This window comes from Natrialba asiatica DSM 12278 (assembly GCF_000337555.1).
Taxonomy (GTDB): Archaea; Halobacteriota; Halobacteria; order Halobacteriales; family Natrialbaceae; genus Natrialba; species Natrialba asiatica.
Window position 1 is genome coordinate 117,523 of record NZ_AOIO01000034.1, and the last position, 18,403, is coordinate 135,925.

Genomic DNA, 18,403 nt, shown 5'->3' on the forward strand with positions numbered 1-18,403 from the left:
TATTAAAAACCTCGGGCTCAACGCTGGTTGCGACGGCGGGCGAAGTCGTCACACAGCGCCAGTGGGAATCTCCGCTCCTGCTCGCGGGTGCCCGACAAAAGCGTTCGGAAACCCTGCTGTGCCGTCGTGAGGACCACACTTCTGCACTCGGCTGCGGGGCGTGACGATGGGTTTAACTACCGCCCTCCGGATTCTCTAGGCAAGAGCTTCTCTGGTGGTTCATCATGTCGGATACCGATACGGACACGGACACAGACGCAGACGCGGGCGCACGCAACTCCACATCTCTCAGAACGCCGATCGTCGCCGTCCTCGGACACGTCGATCACGGGAAGACGAGTCTCCTCGATAAGATCCGCGGCTCGGCGGTCATCGAGGGTGAAGCAGGGGCGATCACCCAGCACATCGGCGCGACGGCCGTTCCGCTCGACGTGATCTCCTCGATCGCGGGCGACCTCGTCGACCCCGATGACTTCGATCTCCCCGGCCTCCTGTTCATCGACACGCCGGGACATCACTCCTTTACGACGCTTCGTTCTCGCGGCGGCGCGCTGGCTGACATCGCCATCCTCGTCGTCGACGTCAACGACGGCTTCCAGCCCCAGACGCTCGAGGCGCTCGACATCCTCAAGCGTTCGGAGACGCCGTTTATCGTCGCGGCGAACAAGATCGACACCGTTCCCGGCTGGAACGCAACCGAGGACTCGCCGATCAACGCGACCTACGAGGCCCAGACCGACCGCGTCAGTTCGCGCCTCGACGAAAGCCTCTACGAGATCATCGGCAACCTCTCGGACGAGGGCTTCTCCGCCGACCTCTACTGGCGGGTGCAGAACTTCCAGCGCAACGTCGGCGTCGTCCCCGTCTCGGCGATGACCGGTGAGGGCGTTCCCGACCTCCTCACCGTTATGATGGGGCTCTCGCAGCGCTATATGAAAGAGGAGATGGAGATCGACGTCACCGGCCCCGGCGTCGGTACCGTTCTCGAAGTCAAAGAAGAGAAAGGCTTCGGGACGACCATCGACACCGTCCTCTACGACGGCACGATCAGGGCCGACGATCAGCTCGTCGTCGGTGGCATGAACGAACCCATCGTCACCGACGTACGCGCCCTGCTCCAGCCGCGCCCGCTCGCCGAAATCCGCACCGAAAGCCGGTTCGAAAAAGTCGACGAAATCTCGGCCGCCTCGGGGATCAAGATCGCGGCCCCCGAACTCGAAGACGCGATGGCCGGCGCACCCGTCCGCGTCGTCCGCGACCGCGAACTCGACGAGGTTATCCAAGAGGTTGAAGCCGAACTCGCAGACATCGCCGTCGACACCGCCGAAGAGGGCGTCGTCGTCAAAGCCGACACCCTCGGCAGTCTCGAGGCGATGGCCGACGCGCTTGACGAGGCCGAAGTACCGATCGTTCGCGCCGAAGTCGGCGACGTTGCCCCCCGAGACGTGTCAGTCGCTTCGACCGCCGACGACCCGAAACAGCAGGCCATCCTCGGATTCAACGTCGAGACGCTCTCCGACGCCGATCAGCGCGCCGAAACCGAAGACGTGACGATCTTTACGGACGAAGTCATCTATCAACTCATCGACGAGTACGAGGAGCACGTCGACGAACTCGAACGCGCCCAGCAAGACACCATCCTCGACAACATCGTCCGCCCCGCCCGCTTTCGCATCCTTCCCGACCACACCTTCCGCCAGAACGATCCCGCCGTCGTCGGCGTCGAGGTGAACTCCGGAACCGTCCAAAACAACACTAATATCGTGAAATTCGACGGCTCCGAACCCGAGCGCGTCGGGCAAGTCAAGGGGATTCAAGAGCAAGGCGAAGACGTCGACGAAGCCCGCGCCGGCAACCGCGTCTCCGTCGCCATCGACGGCCCTACCGTCGGCCGCCAGATCGAGGAAGACGACGAACTCTGGGCAGAAATCCCCGAAAAACACGCCAAAATCTTAGAACAGGAACTTGCGAGCGAAATCCCCGGCGACGAACTCGAGGCGCTGAACATGTACCTCGACAAACAGCGCAGCCGAGATCCGTTCTGGGGCAAGTAAGCGACGGCTAGCGCGATAGTTCTTCGCACCGAACGCCGGCGGTGTGGCGTCGCTGACGGCGATCCGATCCTCCTAAAATAACACTTGAGTAGCGGTCACTCGGGCGTCTCGAGTTCAGCTGCCGCGTCGGGATCTGCCGTCGTCTCGGTCGCGGTCGAACGCTCGGGAACCGACGCGCCGCCATCGGCGGCTCGCCCGTCGCGCAGCTGGTTCGTTTCGGGCCGTCGAACGCGATCGAGTGCATCCCGAAGCGATTCGGCATCGGGCTCGATCGCCTCCCGATCGCAGCGAACGTCGAGCCACCGGGAGGTGAATCGGCCGAACCACCGTCGTTCGAGGACGAGTTCGTCGTCGGTCAGCCGAACGTCGGTGATGGCGTTCCAGGGGATGAACTTCCGCGCGAACGGGCGTTTGTGGACGAGGCCGGCCTCGTGGGCGCGCAGTTCGGGCGGGTTCCACCGGTCGCCGGGATCGAGTTCGTTCCAACTTCCCGGGCCGCGGTGGGAGGTGAGGAAGATCAGGATGCCGTAGAACGCCCAGATCAGCCCCTGTCCGTTGCCCGCCGCCGCGCTGATCAGTCCGAAGACGACCACCAGACCCATGATTGCGACGAAGATGCACTCGCCGGGGCTGATGCCGGCCGGATGATACTCCCAGTTCGCGGCCGACTCCTCGGGCGTGAGCGCCGCGACGTAGCGATTGCGGCTCATCCGATCGAGGCCGTACGCCGAGACGGCGGTCAGCAGCGCGAAAACGCCCACGACGAGCTGGAATCGAGCGGAGAGATCGACTGCGACGACGGCCGGAGCGGCGACGAGCGCTGTGAGCGCGACTGCCGGAAGATAGCAGGCAAGTCGTCGCCACCGGCTGCGGCCGATCCGCTCGGGAAGGCCGTAGGCTCGTTTCGCGAGGATGTGCCCGAGAATCGCCACGCAGGTGACCACGCTGGGCAGGATACCGAGCAGCGTCGCCGTCGCTGCCCCGGCCGCGGTTCCCACGGCCGCCGCGATTCCCGTGACGGCGACCCCGAGGTAGAACCCGAAGCCGGCCTGAAAGCTGATATCTGGGTCGCTAATCTCGAGGGTCGCCCGTCGTTCGTGAGCTGTCACTAATAGGTACTCCACGCATCCCTATCGTAAAATACGCTTTGGATGCTCTCGCTGCGACGTTTCTCTGATCCCGTCGATCCCCGCAAGTGCTATAGTAACACGGTCGGGTTGCGAGTTCCACTAGAATCATTATATGGATACTGCGGGTAGTGTTATCCATGCTCGTCCACTGTCGCCAGTACAAACACGAGGAGGTTCAGTTCGATGATAATCGGACGACAGGCGAGTCCCAGACCGAGGACACGGTCAATCCGGATTCGGAGGACTACTTCGGGGCGGATATCGACGATTTCGAGCTTGAAACCTGGGATACCATCGAGTTCAGGGGCGACCCGATCCAGCGCCGCTCCGTTACGATCGACGGCGTTACCGCCGTCTCCGTGCCGGACGATCCGACTGAGGAGGACGATAGTACCCTTCCCGGGGGAACGGTTCAACTTCGTCTGGACAGCGGCATCGAAACGCTCGAACACGCTGCGATCGTCGAAGTGCAAGACGAAAACCCCTAGTCGGGCCGCAAGCAGACGGGCGTGCAGGCAGTCGATCAATCGCGGGAAGGTAAACGGGCGGTCATCGTCGAATCCGATCGGGGACGCTATCGGCGTATGGTAGCTACTGTCGTTTCCGATCCCCTCCGAAATCGTTTTCAACCGCTCACGCGGACACTCGGTATGCCGACGGAACCGGACACTCATTATGACCCCTCCCTGGGGAACAAGTTCATCTTCGTCACCGGCGGTGTGATGTCGGGACTCGGAAAGGGAATTACGGCCGCGAGCACCGGCCGACTTCTCAAAAACGCCGGGTTCGACGTTACCGCCGTCAAGATCGACCCGTACCTGAACGTCGATGCGGGGACGATGAACCCCTACCAGCACGGAGAGGTGTACGTCTTGGAGGATGGCGGCGAGGTCGACCTCGACCTGGGGAACTACGAGCGATTCCTCGATGTCGACATGACCTCGGACCACAACATCACCACCGGGAAGACCTACAAACACGTCATCGAAAAGGAACGCGCCGGCGACTACCTCGGGAAGACGGTCCAGATCATCCCGCACATCACCGACGACATCAAACGCCGCATTCGCGAGGCCGCCGCGGGACACGACGTCTGTATCGTCGAGGTCGGCGGGACGGTCGGAGACATCGAGGGCATGCCCTATCTCGAGGCCCTGCGCCAGTTCGCCCACGAGGAAGACGAGGAAGACATCCTCTTTACACACGTTACCCTCGTCCCCTACTCGAAAAACGGCGAACAGAAGACCAAGCCGACCCAGCACTCGGTCAAAGAGGTCCGCTCGATCGGCCTCCAGCCCGACGTGATCGTCGGCCGCTGCGAGGACAAGCTCGATCCCGAGACCAAGGAGAAAATCGCGCTGTTCTGCGACATTCCGACCGACGCCGTGTTCTCGAATCCCGACGTCGAGGACGTCTACCACGTCCCGCTGATGGTCGAAGACGAGGGACTCGACCAGTACGTCCTCGAGCGATTCGGCCTCGCCGACGAGGCGCTGCCGGAGGGCGAACGAGCCAACGAGTGGCGCGATATCGTCACGACCGAGAAATCGGGCACCGTCGACATCGCGCTGGTCGGCAAGTACGACCTTGAAGACGCCTACATGTCGATCCACGAATCGCTGAAACACGCCGGCTTCGAACTCGGCGTCGACGTGAACGTCCACTGGGTCCACGCCGACGGAATGGCCGACGGCTACGACGACCAACTCGAGGACGTCGACGGCGTCATCGTCCCCGGCGGCTTCGGGATGCGCGGGACGGAAGGCAAGATCGAGGCGGTTCGATACGCCCGCGAGAACGACGTCCCCTTCCTCGGACTCTGTCTCGGCTTCCAGATGGCCGTCGTCGAGTACGCCCGCAACGTCTTGGGACTCGAGGACGCTCACTCCGCCGAGATGGACGAGGACACGCCCAACCCCGTCATCGACATCCTCCCCGAGCAGTACGAAGTCGAGGACATGGGCGGAACGATGCGACTCGGCGAACACACGACCGTCATCGAACCCGAAACGCTCGCCTACGACCTCTACGGTGACACGTCCTGTTCCGAGCGCCACCGCCACCGCTACGAGGTCAACCCCGAATACTTCGAGCAGTTTGCGGCCGAACCGCTGACCTTCTCCGGGACCGCGGGCAACCGGATGGAGATCCTCGAACTCGAGGGCCATCCGTACTTCCTCGGAACGCAGTTCCATCCCGAGTACACGTCCCGTCCGGGCCAGCCGAGTCCACCGTTCCTCGGATTGGTCGAGGCGGTCACCGACGGCAGTACAACCAGCGCCACGGACGCCGCCACCGAAACGGACGGCGAAACCGACACCGAAACAGAGGTAACCCACTGATGGTAGACACTGAAACGTTCGTTCCAGACGCGATCGACGAAATCCGGGCCGAAATCGGCAACGCAAATGCCGTCATCGCCCTCTCCGGCGGCGTCGACTCCTCCGTCGCTGCGGCCCTGGCTTACGAGGCTATCGGCGACCAACTCACACCCGTCTACGTCGACACCGGCCTGATGCGCAAGGGCGAAACCGCCGGCATCCGCGACACGTTCGACTACATGGACTCCCTGCGGATCGTCGACGCGAAAGACCGCTTTCTCGACGCGCTCGCCGGCGTGACGGATCCCGAAGCAAAGCGCGAAATCATCGGCGAGCAGTTCATCCGCGAGTTCGAACGCGAGGCAACGGAGTCCGATGCCGACTACCTCGTCCAGGGGACGATCTACCCCGACCGCATCGAAAGCGAGGGCGGCATCAAATCCCACCACAACGTCGGCGGGCTCCCCGACGTCGTCGACTTCGACGGCATCGTCGAACCCGTTCGGGACCTCTACAAAGACGAGGTTCGCGACGTTGCCCGCCACCTCGACCTGGAGGAGGTCGTCGCCGAACGGATGCCGTTCCCCGGCCCCGGCCTCGCAGTGCGGGTCATCGGCGAAGTCACCGACGAAAAACTCGAGGTCGCACGCCACGCCTGTCACGTCGTCGAAGACGAACTCGAGGAATACGATCCGTGGCAAGCGCTGGCCGCCGTGATCGGCAAAGCCACGGGTGTCAAGGGCGACAACCGCGTTCACGGCTGGGTCGTCTCCGTCCGTTCGGTCGAATCACGTGACGGAATGACCGCCCGCGCACAGGAGATCGACTGGGAGACCCTCCAGCGCATCCAGTCCCGGATCACCGGCCAGAACGACAACGTGGCGCGCGTCGTCTACGACGTAACCCACAAGCCACCGGCAACGATCGAGTACGAATGAGCGACACAAACACAGACAGCGATACAGAGACAGAGACAGACCTGCACGCAATCGTCGCCGGTCCCGATGAGGACGGTCTCGCCGACGCGCTCGAAGCCGAAGGCGTCACCGTCACCCGACTCGGCGGCGTCATCTCGCGCCCGCAATTGGAGGACGCCGGTATCGTCGAAACCGATCTCTACGTCCTGACCGACATCGATCAGGCGACGACGATTCCGATCGTCTACGATCTTACCGACGACCTGCGGACCGTTACTTACGCCCGTCGGACCGTCCCCGAGTTCGTCAAGGGACAACTCGACCTCGCGATCGACCCCCGCCTCATGTCGCCCGACGTCGTCGCGGATGAACTCGCCGAATAGGTGGGGCACCCTGCGGCCCTGCAGCGGTTATTCCGGCAATTTCTGCCACCCACGAGTACGCTGCCGCCAAACTGACCACCGAGAACGGATACACTCCCTCTAAACGGTTCTACTGGTCGTATTAGTCGATTAAATCCGGGTTAAACTCGGGAAATCCGGGACAAGAGCAGTGGACCATCACCCCGGTTCAAGTAGATCCCTCCAATAGGCACAGGTGGAGGTCGACGGGTACACCTCACCCGAGGCACCCACGACTCCCGTGACTTCCAGCAATCCCACCACAGCACCCTTCCCCCACCATTGCCACACCGCAATCGCTGTCCCGTGGGAACTGCACCAGCCCGCGGGCAACTGCGGCTCTGGCACCTGTACTCGGGGCGTCTTTCGTCCCGAGTCCTTCAGGATTCGTTCTCGGCTAAACTGTCGACCAGTCCCAATAGACCGCGAGTGAACGCCGAGTACCGCCCTTAGCGCTGTTCTGACAGTCGATCGAGGACCGGCATCGCTTCGCGCCGCTCGGCGGAGAGCAAACTCCAATCGATACCGTACGGCCTTTCAGCACGAGTTCCGTTTTCGGCTTCGTTCTCGCCTTCCTGCCCTGCTGGTCGTCTCACTCGCTCCGGCGTAACGACCAGATCCATCGGCACGTCGTGTTCGTCGAAGCTGATCGCTGCAGCGTCGTCACCGGCGAGGAGTTGGCGTTCGTGAACCGTCGTCGCGACGGGCGTCTCCTCGTCGACGAGTTCGAGTTCGGCGAGAATTGCGAACTCGAGATCGCTGTAGCCTTCACCCTTTCCGATTCGACCGCCGTCTACGCTGCCGGAATCCTCGTTGGAGACGGGCGCGGGGTCGATGCAGACGGCGACGCTTCCGGAGACGATCAGGTCGATTTCGTCGACGGCCGCTGGACCGACCTGTTCACCGTGGTCGGCAGAGCCGGAGACGGTGGTGGCCGCGTCGTAGTCCTCGAGTTCGTCGGGATCGAGTTTCAGGAAGCACTGTTCGTCGCGAAGTCGGGGGACGGCCATGTAGACCGTTTTACCGTCCCGGAGGGCTCGGCGACGGACCGGCAACTGCGGCGCGTCGGGGTTTGCCTTGATCGTCGTCGCTGCCTGCCACTCGGGCTGGGCGGCCAGGCGCGTGGCAGCGTCCGTCGCGTTTTCGAAGTTGGGAATGCGACCGTGCGGCGGAAACGGGAACCGGGCGACGCCGCTGTCTTCCAGGTCGTCCCAGACGCGCTCGCGGACGGCTTCTTTCGAGAGCGTGTCCCGGTCCGTCATTGAATATCACCGTCGATCTCCTCGGCGCTTTCGTCCTCGCCCGTTCTCTCTCCGTCTCCCGTGCTTTCGTCCGTGCCCCCGTCCACGTCTTCGTTCTCGTTCTCGACTTCGTTTCCGTTTCCGTTTCCGACCTCGGCGTCGGTCGACTCGCCCGCCGACTCCTCCGAGCGAGCGAGTTCGACGAGATGGCGACACTCGGGAACGATGAGTTCCGTGGCTGCAAGCCGCGCCGCGTTGGCGTTTCCAGGCAGGCAGAAAACCGGTCGGCCGTCGGTTACGCCGGCGGTGGTTCGGGCTGCGAGCGCGCGAGTACCGTTTGCCTCGTAGAGGATCGTCGTCAGCAGTTCGGGAAACGTCTCCAGTCGCTTCTCGAGAAGCGGCGTCACCGCCTCGATCGTCCGATCGCTGGGCTCGACACTCGTTCCGCCCGCGGTCACCACGACATCGACGTCGTCGCGGTCGATCACGCGCGAGACGATCGATTGGACGCTGTCGTGATCATGGGTCACGTGCTCACGCATCGAAATCTCGTGACCCGCCTGGGTGAACTCGTCGCTGAGAACCTCACCGGCGGGATCGGATTCGAGCGTTCGATCGTCGGCAATCGTGACCATCCCCACGCCGAGTGGTTCGGCGTGTTCTCGAGAACTCGGTTCAGCGGCTGTTTCAGCGCCGCCGGCTGCTGTGTCCGGGTCCGGTTCGGTCGACTCGTTCATACGCCGACTTGACCGCCGGTGGGTAAAACGCTAGTCGCTCGGCTATCGGGGCGATCCAGACAGTCGTCGGTAGTGGCTATCGCTTGCGTCACCGACTGGTTCGACAGTCCGCTGGCACAACTCGAAGCAGTCGACGAGTTCTGTGTCCTCGCCGTGATACCGGCGCTACTGAACGTAGTCACAACTGTTATGCTGGTGTTTGGGCCAACCTGTGTGTATGCAGGCAGTCAAAATCACGGCACACGGCGGGACGGACGTCATCGAGTACGGCGAGTATCCCGACCCCGAAATCGGCCGCGACGAGGTGCTCGTCGACGTGAAAGCCGGGGCGCTCAACCACCTCGACGTGTGGGTTCGCCGCGGGCTGCCGACGCTCGACCTCGAACTGCCACACGTCCCCGGTAGTGACGCCGCAGGCGTCGTCGAAGCCACCGGGAAAGACGTTACGCGATTCGACCCGGGCGACCGCGTCGCGGTCACGGCGGGCGTCAACTGCGGCGACTGTGAATTCTGTCGCAGCGGCGACCCGACGCTGTGTGTCAACTTCCACCTGCTGGGCGAACACGTCACCGGCGTCCACTCGGAGTACGCCGCGGTTCCCGCGGACAACCTGATCCCGGTTCCGGAACACGTCGACTGGATCACCGCCGGCGCGTCGTCGCTCGTCTTCCAGACCGCCTGGCGGCTGCTGATCGACCGCGCGGATATCGAGGCCGGCGAGAAAGTGCTCGTCCTCGGAGCCAGCGGCGGCGTCGGTCACGCCGCCCTTCAGATTGCGGACTACGCGGGCGCGGAGGTGTACGCCACCGGCAGCACCGAGGACAAACTCGACTACGCCCGCGAACACGGCGCTGATCACGTGGTCAACTACGAGCAACAGAACTTCGCGGAGTGGGTCCGCAGCGAGACCGGCAACCGCGGCGTCGACGTCGTCGTCGACTACATCGGGGCCGGCACCTGGCGCGATTCGATCAAGAGCCTCGCGAAGAACGGCCGCCTCGTCACCTGCGGAGGCACCGCCGGCGGCAATCCCGAAACCGACATTCCGCGCATCTTCTGGAATCAACTCCAGATCATCGGCTCGACGATGGGAACCCCCGGCCAGGTCGACGACGTGATGGAACTCGTCTGGGACGGCACCTTCACCCCCGCGGTTCGAGAAGTGCTGCCGATGAGCGAAACCGCCCGCGCACACGAGATCATCGAAGGCCGCGAAGGGTTCGGCAAGGTCGTCGTCCGGCCGGATAGTGAACTCTGAGGCCGTCTCCGGTACCGATTTCGCGGTGCAACTCCAGGTAAGGGCGCGGTTGCGCCAAAAACGACTGACAGCAATCCGCATGAGCCGGTACCCAACACAGCGACACGAACAGCACCGAGCAGAACAATTCGGTGTGAACTCGAGGCTGCGAAATCACGAACCGGGAGTGCTTTCATCACGGAGTCGAAACCGACACTCGTGACCTCGAGCGACGACGACGGCTACGTTCACGACCCTACGGCGTTCAACGGGCCGGACGACCGTGGGGCAGAGACTGAAACCGCCGAGGCTGACTCCGACGGGGAGTGGACCGACGCGCCGCGTCATCCGGCGACGGCCGAGCGCGAGTTCGACTGGCGCGGGTGGATTCTCGTGGGGGCGATCGTGCTCGCGTTCGTCGTCGCGCCGCTGTCGATTTTGCTGTGGCCGCCGCATCTGAACTACTTCGTGGCGCTGTTGATCCTGCCGCTACTACCGGCGGCGTTGCTCGCGCTGACGGCAGTGTGGGCGACGACGCGCCCCTGACGTGGCCGCTTGGACTGGTTTCAGATGCGTCGATGAAAAACGGCGATCAGCACCGGCGACCGGCGCTACTCCTGTGTCTCGAGTACCCCGTCGAGTTCATCGATCACCGAGCGGCCGAACTCGACATCCCGGGACGGCGTTTCCTCACGGTCGAGATAGTCGGTCAGGAGTGTACTGAGTCGTTGGAGCTGTGACTGGGTGAACCGACCGGTGTTGTCGTTGGATTCGACCAGTTCGACCAGCGTGAGGATCTGCGATGGTGGTGACGCGTCCTCATCGAGGGCCTCATCGACGCGTGCCACCAGTGAATGGTGGACGACCCATTCTTCCTCTCTGGAGAGCGTGACCTCGTGGCGTTCGGTTTCCGATGGTGGGGTACTCATTGCGATACTGGATCGATTTCGTCGATCCTCACCCGACACTACGATAGATGCGCTCATAAAGTTTGTCACATGATATCATATATCAGTTAGTGTAGCCGGTGGCACTGACGGTGACAGAGCGAACGGATACCGAAACCACCCCAGTGAAACGGCACGACGAGCTCCGAGCGCAGCGTGCGTGCAAAACGACCGGTCCAGTGAGAGTTCTTGAAGGTTAATGGATCCTGACACCGGAGTCCGGATCGAACAACTGCGTCGCCGATTCATCGAGGACCAGCCCGTAGTCGGTCTCGGCGTCGCCGTCGAAGTCCGCGTGCGTGACGACGGTCACGTCGCCGAACTCGGTCTCGAAGATGCTGTGCGTTTCGTCTCCCAGCGGTTCGTCGAGAACGTGCTCGGCCTCGATTCCCTCGGCTGGATCTCCGATACCGATCTGCTGGGGCCGAACGCCGACGCGAACCGGACCGTCGACGTACCCCTCGAGTTCGGCGGCGGTCGCGGGGAGCGAGACGGTGTGTTCGCCGAGGGAGACGGCTGCGGTGCCGTTTGCCGATTCGACGCGGGCGTCGAAGAACTCCATCGCCGGCTGGCCGATGAACTCGCCGACGAAGTCGTTAGTGGGTTCGGAGTAGACGTTCTTCGGCGAGCCGGCTTGCTGGAGCTCACCGTCGTCCATAATGGCGATCCGGTCGGACATCGTCATCGCCTCCTCCTGGTCGTGGGTGACGTAGAGAACGGGACAGCCGATTTCGTCGGTGATCCGCTGGACGACCGGTCGGAGTTCGCGCTTGAGTTTGGCGTCCAGATCGCTCATCGGTTCGTCGAAGAGGAACACGGAAGGGTCCCGAACGAGTGACCGGCCGAGTGCAACACGCTGTTGCTGGCCGCCCGAGAGCGAGGCGGGCATCTTGTCGAGTTGGTCGCCGATCTGGAGGAGGGCCGCGGCCTCCGCGACGTGTTCGCGGCGTTCGTCTTCGGGAACGCCGGCGATTTTGAGGCCGTATTCCATGTTCTTACGGACGCTCATGTGCGGGTAGAGCGCGATGTCTTGAAAGAGTAAGGCGACATCGCGTTGCTGCGGTGGGAGTTCGGTTACGTCGCGGTCGTCGACGCGGATGGTGCCGGCGGTCGGCGTGTCGAGGCCGGCGACGCAGCGAAGCGTCGTGGTCTTGCCACAGCCGGAGGGGCCGACGAGCGTGAGGAACTCGCCGTCTTCGATGGTCAGCGAGAGTTCGTCGACGGCGACGATGCGATCGGCGTTCGGAGAGTCGAACACCCGGGTCATGTTGTCGATGTGGACGGTCATTGTATCGGTGGTGGATGGTGTGTTGCGTGTTGCGCGTGGCGGTGTGATCTGTTGTGTGTGCGTTTTGCGTCGTGTATCGTGTGAATTCGATCTCGAACGGGCGACGGTCGTTACCGCGTGCGAACTTCGAAGCCCTTCAGCAGGTACTCCTGCAGGAAGTACGCGAACAGTAGCGGCGGGACGGTCATCAGGAGCGACACGGCCATGATGTCACCCCAGGAGGTGTAGCCGCCCTGATCGATGAGTCGCATGATGCCCGGCGCGAACGTGGTCGATTCCTGGCTCGGCAGCAGGATCTGGGCGAACGTGAAGTCGTTCCACGCGATCGCGAACGCGAACAGCGCACAGGCGACGATCGCGGGTTTCGTCTGCGGGACGACCACGTCCCAGAACGTTCGCCAGCGCGAGGCCCCGGCGATCCAGGCGCTTTCCTCCATCGACTCCGGAATGGTCTGGATGTACTTCCACATGAGCCAGACCGCGAAGGGCATCGAGATGGACGAGAGCGCGATAACGAGGCCGATCTGGGCGTTCAACAGTCCGATCTCGGACCAGATGAGATACAGTGGCAGGCCGAGCACGATCGGACTGAACATGTAGCCGAGCAACAGGAACTGCGCGAACGACTCCTTGTACCGGAATCGGAACCGCGCCATGCCGTACCCTGCGACGAGCGAAATCCCGACGACCACGGCGATCGTCCCGGCGGTGACGACGATCGTATTGATGACGTACCTCGGCACTGCACCGGCGGCCAGCACGCCGAAGTTATCGAGCGTTACCGTCTCGGGCGAGGGCAGCCAGCTGAACTCGGTAATGACGGTCTGACTGTCGGTGAAGGCGTTCTGGATCATCCAGTAGATCGGGAACAGGATGACGGCCGAGAACAACGCGGCGCTGCCGTACAGCGCGAGGTGGTAGAGGCGGTCGCGCGTCTCGTAGGAGAGTTGCGTCCCGCCCTCTGTCTCTGTTTCTGACGGTGTCTCCGTCTCCGTCGGTGTGCTCATGTGTTCACCTCCGCGGTCGGGTCGAACGCCCGGAAGTAGCAGTAGGCCCCGATCGCGAGGAAGACGAACATGACCACCGCCATCGCGTTCGCGACGCCGTAGTCGTTGTGCAGGAAGGCGGTTCGGTAGGCGAGGATCGGCAACGTCGTCGTCGCGCCGGCCGGGCCGCCCTCCGTTAGCATCCAGATGATGTCGAACTTGTTGAACATGAAGACCGCGCGCAAGAGCACGGCGATCAGGAGGACGCCGGTGATCCGCGGAAGCGTGATGTCGCGGAACATCTCCCAGCGGGACGCGCCACAGATCTTGGCGGCCTCGTAGAATCGATCGGGAATCGCACGCAACTGCGCGAGCGTGAAGATCGTGACGAAGATCGAAAACTTCCACGAACCGACGAGGACGACCAGCGGCATCGCCCACGTCTGGTCGCCAAGCGCGAAGGTGCGTTCACCCCACAGCCCGAGAGTCGAGCCGGCGATGTGGAGCACGCCGACCTCGACGTCGAACATGAACAGCGCGACGAGGACGACGATCACAGTTGGGACGAGATACGCGGTGAACGCGACGGCGGTCAGAAACCGCTGGCCGCGATCGAGCTGGTTCAGGACGAGCGCAATCCAGAGTCCGACGAGCAACTGGACGACGGTACTGCCGATCATAAACAGCGCGCCGAGCCACAGTGACGACCAGAACGAGTTCATCGTCAGCACCTCGACGTAGTTCGAGAGCCCCGTAAACGTCCAGTTCGGGTTCAAGAGCGGAACCTCGAACAGCGACGCGTAGATCGCGAACGCGACCGGCGTGACGGCCACGAACAGGTACAACAGAATCACCGGAGCGACCGTTGCCCAGCCCCGGAGCGCTTCCCCATCGAGGCCAAGCCGCCCCCGCACGGATCGGCGGTCGGTAGTGGCTGTCGACTCGACCGTTTCACTTGCCATGTGTTACCACCCATCTCCCCATCTGCTATTAAACGCTTCGACGGGTTGCTCACAGTTTCCTAATTCGTCCCAATTTGTGGTAGTGAATTAAAGTAGAAAGGGAACCACTGGTAACAATCTTATAGTCAACGGAAAGACTGGTAAGTAGCGATTCGCACACCGATTTCGTGGTACTGCCTATCGGTTCCGATTCGAACTCTACCACCGGTTCCTAGAACCACGTTCATTCTAACCGTCGTTTTAGCAATTCTCTCTAAATAACTTGCTCGTTAGCGGTACGGCCCGTTATTCATTACTCTGCTAACCCAAAGAGTAATGTATTGTAACTTGGTATCACACCACGTGAGTAGAGAACACCGTTACTCGCGGCGACGACTACTGGGAGCAACAGGAGCGAGCACCGCAGCAGCACTCGCGGGCTGTCTCGGGGGGAGCGGCAACGACGACGGGATTCACTTCTACACCGACTACAGCACGGAAACTTGGCAGAATCGGTGGGAAGACGATCTCATTCCGGCGTTCGAGGACGAAACGGACCACACCGTCAACCCGGAGTACGCAGGATTTCAGGGCGACAGCGAAGAGCGCCTGATGAACCTGATCCAGGCCAACGACCCGCCCGATATCCACGTCGAAACGTTCTACACCGCCGCCGACATCTGGGCCCAGGGAATGCTCCAGCCCATGACTGACACCCTCGAAGCCGTCGAGGACGTAAACGGCGACATCAACGTCGAGACCTTCGAGGACGAGGAAGGCGTCGTCAGCCAGGGCGACACCTTCCACGTCTCCCACGGCGGCTACACCAACGTCCTCGTCTACCGCGAGGACATCTACGACGCCCTCGGACTCGACGTCCCCGAAACCTGGGACGAACTCGTCGACAACGCCGAAACCATCGACGATTCCGACGAGTTCGATACCGCCCGCGGCTTCGCGACCCCGGCGGGCGTCGTCGGCCAGAGTCGCGAACTGTTCTGGATGTTCCTCTACCAGAACGGCGTCGACACCCACCGGACGGCGGACGGCGACGTCGAGGTCTGGGTACCCGAAGACGAAGCCATCGAAGCGCTCGACTATCTCACTGAACTCGCGCAGTACTCGCCGGATCCGTCGGGCCTGAACTGGGGGACATCCCTCGAACAGTGGGTGCAGGGTCGAGTCGGTCAGATGTACCACGTCAACGGCTGGGCGGCGGGTGTCGCCGCGGCCGAGGGCATCGATCACATCGCGGAGAATACGGCGGTTGCGCCGCTGCCGCGAAACGACATTCCGCTGGAGGAGTCGTACATGACGCTGCCGACGGGCAACGGCTACATGGTGTTCGAGGGCGGCAACAATCCCGCGGGCGCGGTCGAGTTCATCGAGTGGCTGTACGCGGACTCGATCGAGCGGACGGCGTCGCTGTTCGAGCAGGAGCCGATGCGGCTGTTGCCGGCCTACGACGACGTGGTCGCGTCGGATGCCTACGCGAACCTCGAGTACTTCCAGGCGTGGCCGGAGCATCTCGAACTCAATCGGCAGATCCAGGAGGAGATCGTCCCGATGTACGGCCAGAACACGGAGGAGAGTCCGACGACGGGGGCGGAGCAGTACGGGCTGAGTGGCTACCACTACGCGGACATGATGAATCAGATTATCGTCGGGGATGCAGCCATCGAGGACGCCCTCGCGACGGCGAAGGGGCAGGCCGAGGAGCGACTCGCGGAGGGCAAGGAGCTGACCGGCGGCTGGTGATTCCCGTGATCGGCAAGTGTCAGTCCCGGGTAGGGTAAGCGATGCGGGTTCCCGATCTCTGGCCGAGTACCCAGCCGCCACGGGCGAACCCGGAGACCGCAGGGCGACAGCTCCTGGTGGATCGAGCGCTGGCGGCGGGAATCGATCTCGGGCTCTGTTACGTGCTGCTCGTCGCGCCGATCAGCTACGTCGTCCTCTCCGTGTTGCCGGTGTTGGAGGCGCAAGGACCAGTCGCGGTCGCGATTTCGCTCGGAATACTCGTCCCGGTCAACCTCACCTACGCGTTCGTCTTCGAGTGGCGGTACAGTCGTACGCCCGGCAAGGTCGCCCGCTCGCTGATGGTCACCACGGCCGAGGGGGAGCCGTGTACGCTCAGAGCCAGCGCCGTTCGGAACCTGCTGCGGTACGTCGACGGTCTCGGGGTGCCACCCCTACTATACGCCGTGGGCGTCCTTGCGTCGGCCGTCTCTCCGTCCGGCCAGCGCGTCGGTGATCGGCTGGCCGACACCGTCGTCGTCCGTTCGGGACGGCTCCGCCGGCCCGCGGGTGACAGAACAGGTGAGGCGGCTCGCGACGATACCCCTCGTCGTACCGCTGAGACTGGTGAGACTGCTGAGGGGAACCACGAACGCGAGAACGAGACATCCCAGGCGTGCCAGGCTACGTGTCGCGAACTGCACTCGGATCTCAGCGCACGTCCCGACGCATCGCGATTTCGAACCACGGACAGAGGCGGAGCTGGCGGTACCACTCTGGGTTCGAGTGAAGCCGCTCGTAGGGGACCCACAGCAGGCCGGCGACCTCGTCCTCGTTCGGCTCGAGTTCGCGATCGGAAAGGGTGAGTTTGAGGACGGCACAGACCTCGTGCTCGACGCCGGCGTTTTCGAAGTAGCGTTTGTACTCGAAGCGGTCGGTCAGGCGCAGGTTGTCGTACTGGTCGGGGGTAATGCCGAGTTCTTCTTCGAGTCGCTGGCGCGTGGCGTCGGTCTGGCTCTGGCCGTCGACGGGATGGGAGGCGACGGTGCCGTCCCAGTAGGTGCCCCAGAGGCGTTTGTCGGGGGCGCGCTGGGCCAGCAGGACGTTGTCTTCGTCGTCGAAGACGAGGGCGGTAAACGCCCGGTGGCGAATGCCGTCACCGGTGTGGGCCTCGAGTCGGTTGACGAGTTCGAGTTCGGTATCGTCGGCGTCGACGGCGATGACGTCCTGGCCGGCGTTTTCGTGCTGCAAGTCGTCGTCCCGCGGCGTAGTCATGTCTGCATCATTGCAGAGGGTCGTGAAACCAGTATCGGCTTTTGGTCGTTCGGTAGCGGCATCGATGAACTCGAGTCGGAATTACACCGTCGGGATACGATCGGTGGCTCGTAGCGCGGAAAATTCACGACTGAGTCTTCGAGAGACGCTAGTGATAGCGAACGATAGAGCGGGCCGAGTGAGGAGCGAGCGATTCAGGAGAACGGCGTGTGTACGCACAAAAGAGCAGCGTCTGCTCGGGACGAGCGCCGGTAATTCACTCGACGAGTTCAGCCAGGTTCCGTAAGGACGATCGGTTCCCGGCTTCGTTGTCTTCGGGGCGGATACCTTGCGGGATGTTCTCACAGCGATACGTGACTGTCGTTTTCCCGTCCGTCTCTTCTAGAGAGACGATGATTCGCATCTCGCCTGCAAATCGCTGGTCCGTCGTTTCGAACTCGATGGTCTCCACGATTTTCTCGTGGGGCACCAGCGCGACGAACCGCCCGCGGTGCGTATCCGCATCGTCGGCGGTCTTCCCACCCTCTCCCCCCGGCGAATCGTTCCGGGGATCCCGGTACGTGAGCGAAATCCTGAACTCGCCGCCCTCCCGCGGATCGAAGGAATGGACGTGACCGTCCATACCGTCTGGTGGCAGCCACATAGCCACCGCGTCGGGGTCAAGGAACGCTCGGTAAACCTCCTCTCGCGGGGCGTCGATAACTACTGTCACCTGCGTACTTGGTCCCTCATCACCCGGAGTCGTCATGCCCACTGACCTCGTCCAGAAACCGGCGGGATTTCGGCAGCGTTGTCAACGCGAAGAGCGCCGTCAGTTTGGTTTCGTCGGCCGATTCTTCTTGCGTTCCCGTCCCTCACCGGTCGGCCGTAGTGACGACCAATCGCTCCGTACTGCCGGTTGTCGGTCGGCATGGAATCGTTCACGACCCGTACTACGGGGGCCAACCGCATAGAGATAGCCCGTGAGAATCGTTACGGTCCGAGAATCTGTACGGTCTGACCGGGCGTGCGACGAGTTCACCGTTGGAGTCGGTGTCGCGGGTACGGGCCGAGTTGGATGGTGGTGTGGTTTCGATGGTGGTGGTGGTGGTAGACGGATCGCGGTGATCCGCTCGCACACCCCCGCCAACTCGGCTGGCCGCCGCGACCCGAGTGCAGGTGAACTGAACTCGGCGTGCGGTGGCCGCGGCTTAC

The 18,403-nt window shown here is 62.8% G+C and carries 18 protein-coding genes and 1 pseudogene; 9 read left to right on the forward strand and 10 right to left on the reverse strand.

All coding sequences use genetic code 11. The annotated features are described in order from the left end of the window. Positions 1-224: 224 nt before the first annotated feature. Positions 225-2,054, forward strand: coding sequence for a translation initiation factor IF-2 (gene infB / locus C481_RS15305; RefSeq protein WP_006110185.1), 1,830 nt, complete (start codon positions 225-227; stop codon positions 2,052-2,054). Positions 2,055-2,149: 95 nt separating this feature from the next. On the opposite strand, the gene C481_RS15310 is transcribed toward infB, so the two are convergent. Then, on the reverse strand, positions 2,150-3,163 hold the full coding sequence (locus C481_RS15310) for a PH domain-containing protein (protein WP_049904693.1): 1,014 nt from the start codon (positions 3,161-3,163) through the stop codon (positions 2,150-2,152). A 158-nt stretch (positions 3,164-3,321) separates the two neighbouring features. Between C481_RS15310 and C481_RS15315 the strand changes: the two genes are divergently transcribed. The 4 genes from C481_RS15315 (at position 3,322) to C481_RS15330 (ending at position 6,805) form a co-directional block, all read left to right on the forward strand. Next, positions 3,322-3,672 (forward strand): hypothetical protein, encoded by a 351-nt coding sequence (locus C481_RS15315; protein ID WP_006110187.1) that lies wholly within the window; start codon positions 3,322-3,324, stop codon positions 3,670-3,672. Between the two features lie 162 nt (positions 3,673-3,834). Beyond that, the gene (gene pyrG, locus C481_RS15320) at positions 3,835-5,526 is read left to right on the forward strand and encodes a glutamine hydrolyzing CTP synthase (RefSeq protein ID WP_049904694.1); all 1,692 of its coding nucleotides are present in this window, start codon (positions 3,835-3,837) and stop codon (positions 5,524-5,526) included. Then, positions 5,526-6,443: a glutamine-hydrolyzing GMP synthase gene (guaA, locus tag C481_RS15325; protein ID WP_006110189.1), complete on the forward strand. Its 918-nt coding sequence runs from the start codon at positions 5,526-5,528 to the stop codon at positions 6,441-6,443. Before pyrG ends, guaA begins: the two co-directional genes overlap by 1 nt. After that, positions 6,440-6,805 (forward strand): DUF7126 family protein, encoded by a 366-nt coding sequence (locus tag C481_RS15330; RefSeq protein ID WP_006110190.1) that lies wholly within the window; start codon positions 6,440-6,442, stop codon positions 6,803-6,805. Before guaA ends, C481_RS15330 begins: the two co-directional genes overlap by 4 nt. 467 nt (positions 6,806-7,272) lie before the next feature. Here the strand turns inward: C481_RS15330 and C481_RS15335 are convergent, their stop codons facing one another. Both C481_RS15335 and C481_RS15340 read right to left on the reverse strand, forming a co-directional pair. Next, complete coding sequence (locus C481_RS15335) at positions 7,273-8,085, reverse strand: 5-formyltetrahydrofolate cyclo-ligase (protein WP_006110191.1); 813 nt, start codon at positions 8,083-8,085, stop codon at positions 7,273-7,275. Beyond that, positions 8,082-8,801 carry a MogA/MoaB family molybdenum cofactor biosynthesis protein gene (locus tag C481_RS15340; RefSeq protein ID WP_006110192.1) on the reverse strand — a complete coding sequence of 240 codons (720 nt, stop codon included), beginning with the start codon at positions 8,799-8,801 and terminating at the stop codon, positions 8,082-8,084. The genes C481_RS15335 and C481_RS15340 overlap by 4 nt, the downstream gene beginning before the upstream one ends. Before the next feature lie 217 nt (positions 8,802-9,018). Here C481_RS15340 and C481_RS15345 point away from each other — a divergent pair, with 217 nt between their 5' ends. Both C481_RS15345 and C481_RS15350 read left to right on the forward strand, forming a co-directional pair. Then, entirely contained in the window at positions 9,019-10,059 is a 1,041-nt protein-coding gene (locus tag C481_RS15345; protein WP_006110193.1) for a zinc-binding dehydrogenase, read from the forward strand. 198 nt (positions 10,060-10,257) lie between these two features. After that, complete coding sequence (locus C481_RS15350) at positions 10,258-10,584, forward strand: hypothetical protein (RefSeq protein ID WP_006110194.1); 327 nt, start codon at positions 10,258-10,260, stop codon at positions 10,582-10,584. Between the two features lie 65 nt (positions 10,585-10,649). Here the strand turns inward: C481_RS15350 and C481_RS15355 are convergent, their stop codons facing one another. From C481_RS15355 to C481_RS15370, 4 genes are all read right to left on the reverse strand, one after another. Continuing rightward, complete coding sequence (locus tag C481_RS15355) at positions 10,650-10,967, reverse strand: DUF7853 family protein (RefSeq protein ID WP_006110195.1); 318 nt, start codon at positions 10,965-10,967, stop codon at positions 10,650-10,652. Between the two features lie 214 nt (positions 10,968-11,181). Continuing rightward, a complete protein-coding gene (locus C481_RS15360; protein ID WP_006110196.1) occupies positions 11,182-12,273 on the reverse strand; it encodes an ABC transporter ATP-binding protein in 1,092 nt (363 codons plus the stop codon). 110 nt (positions 12,274-12,383) lie between these two features. Continuing rightward, entirely contained in the window at positions 12,384-13,280 is an 897-nt protein-coding gene (locus C481_RS15365) for a carbohydrate ABC transporter permease (protein WP_006110197.1), read from the reverse strand. Then, positions 13,277-14,221: a carbohydrate ABC transporter permease gene (locus C481_RS15370; protein WP_006110198.1), complete on the reverse strand. Its 945-nt coding sequence runs from the start codon at positions 14,219-14,221 to the stop codon at positions 13,277-13,279. The genes C481_RS15365 and C481_RS15370 overlap by 4 nt, the downstream gene beginning before the upstream one ends. Before the next feature lie 342 nt (positions 14,222-14,563). Here C481_RS15370 and C481_RS15375 point away from each other — a divergent pair, with 342 nt between their 5' ends. Both C481_RS15375 and C481_RS21305 read left to right on the forward strand, forming a co-directional pair. After that, on the forward strand, positions 14,564-15,958 hold the full coding sequence (locus tag C481_RS15375; RefSeq protein WP_006110199.1) for an ABC transporter substrate-binding protein: 1,395 nt from the start codon (positions 14,564-14,566) through the stop codon (positions 15,956-15,958). Positions 15,959-15,999: 41 nt separating this feature from the next. After that, positions 16,000-16,401, forward strand: a pseudogene (locus C481_RS21305) (RDD family protein); the annotation flags it as partial. On the opposite strand, the gene C481_RS22285 reads toward C481_RS21305, so the two are convergent. From C481_RS22285 to C481_RS15390, 3 genes are all read right to left on the reverse strand, one after another. Next, positions 16,393-16,638, reverse strand: coding sequence for a hypothetical protein (locus tag C481_RS22285; protein ID WP_049904695.1), 246 nt, complete (start codon positions 16,636-16,638; stop codon positions 16,393-16,395). The pseudogene C481_RS21305 and the gene C481_RS22285 sit on opposite strands and share 9 nt — an antisense overlap. Before the next feature lie 7 nt (positions 16,639-16,645). After that, positions 16,646-17,209, reverse strand: coding sequence for an NUDIX hydrolase (locus C481_RS15385; RefSeq protein ID WP_006110201.1), 564 nt, complete (start codon positions 17,207-17,209; stop codon positions 16,646-16,648). Between the two features lie 256 nt (positions 17,210-17,465). After that, positions 17,466-17,957 (reverse strand): SRPBCC domain-containing protein, encoded by a 492-nt coding sequence (locus C481_RS15390; protein WP_049904696.1) that lies wholly within the window; start codon positions 17,955-17,957, stop codon positions 17,466-17,468. Positions 17,958-18,403 lie beyond the last annotated feature (446 nt).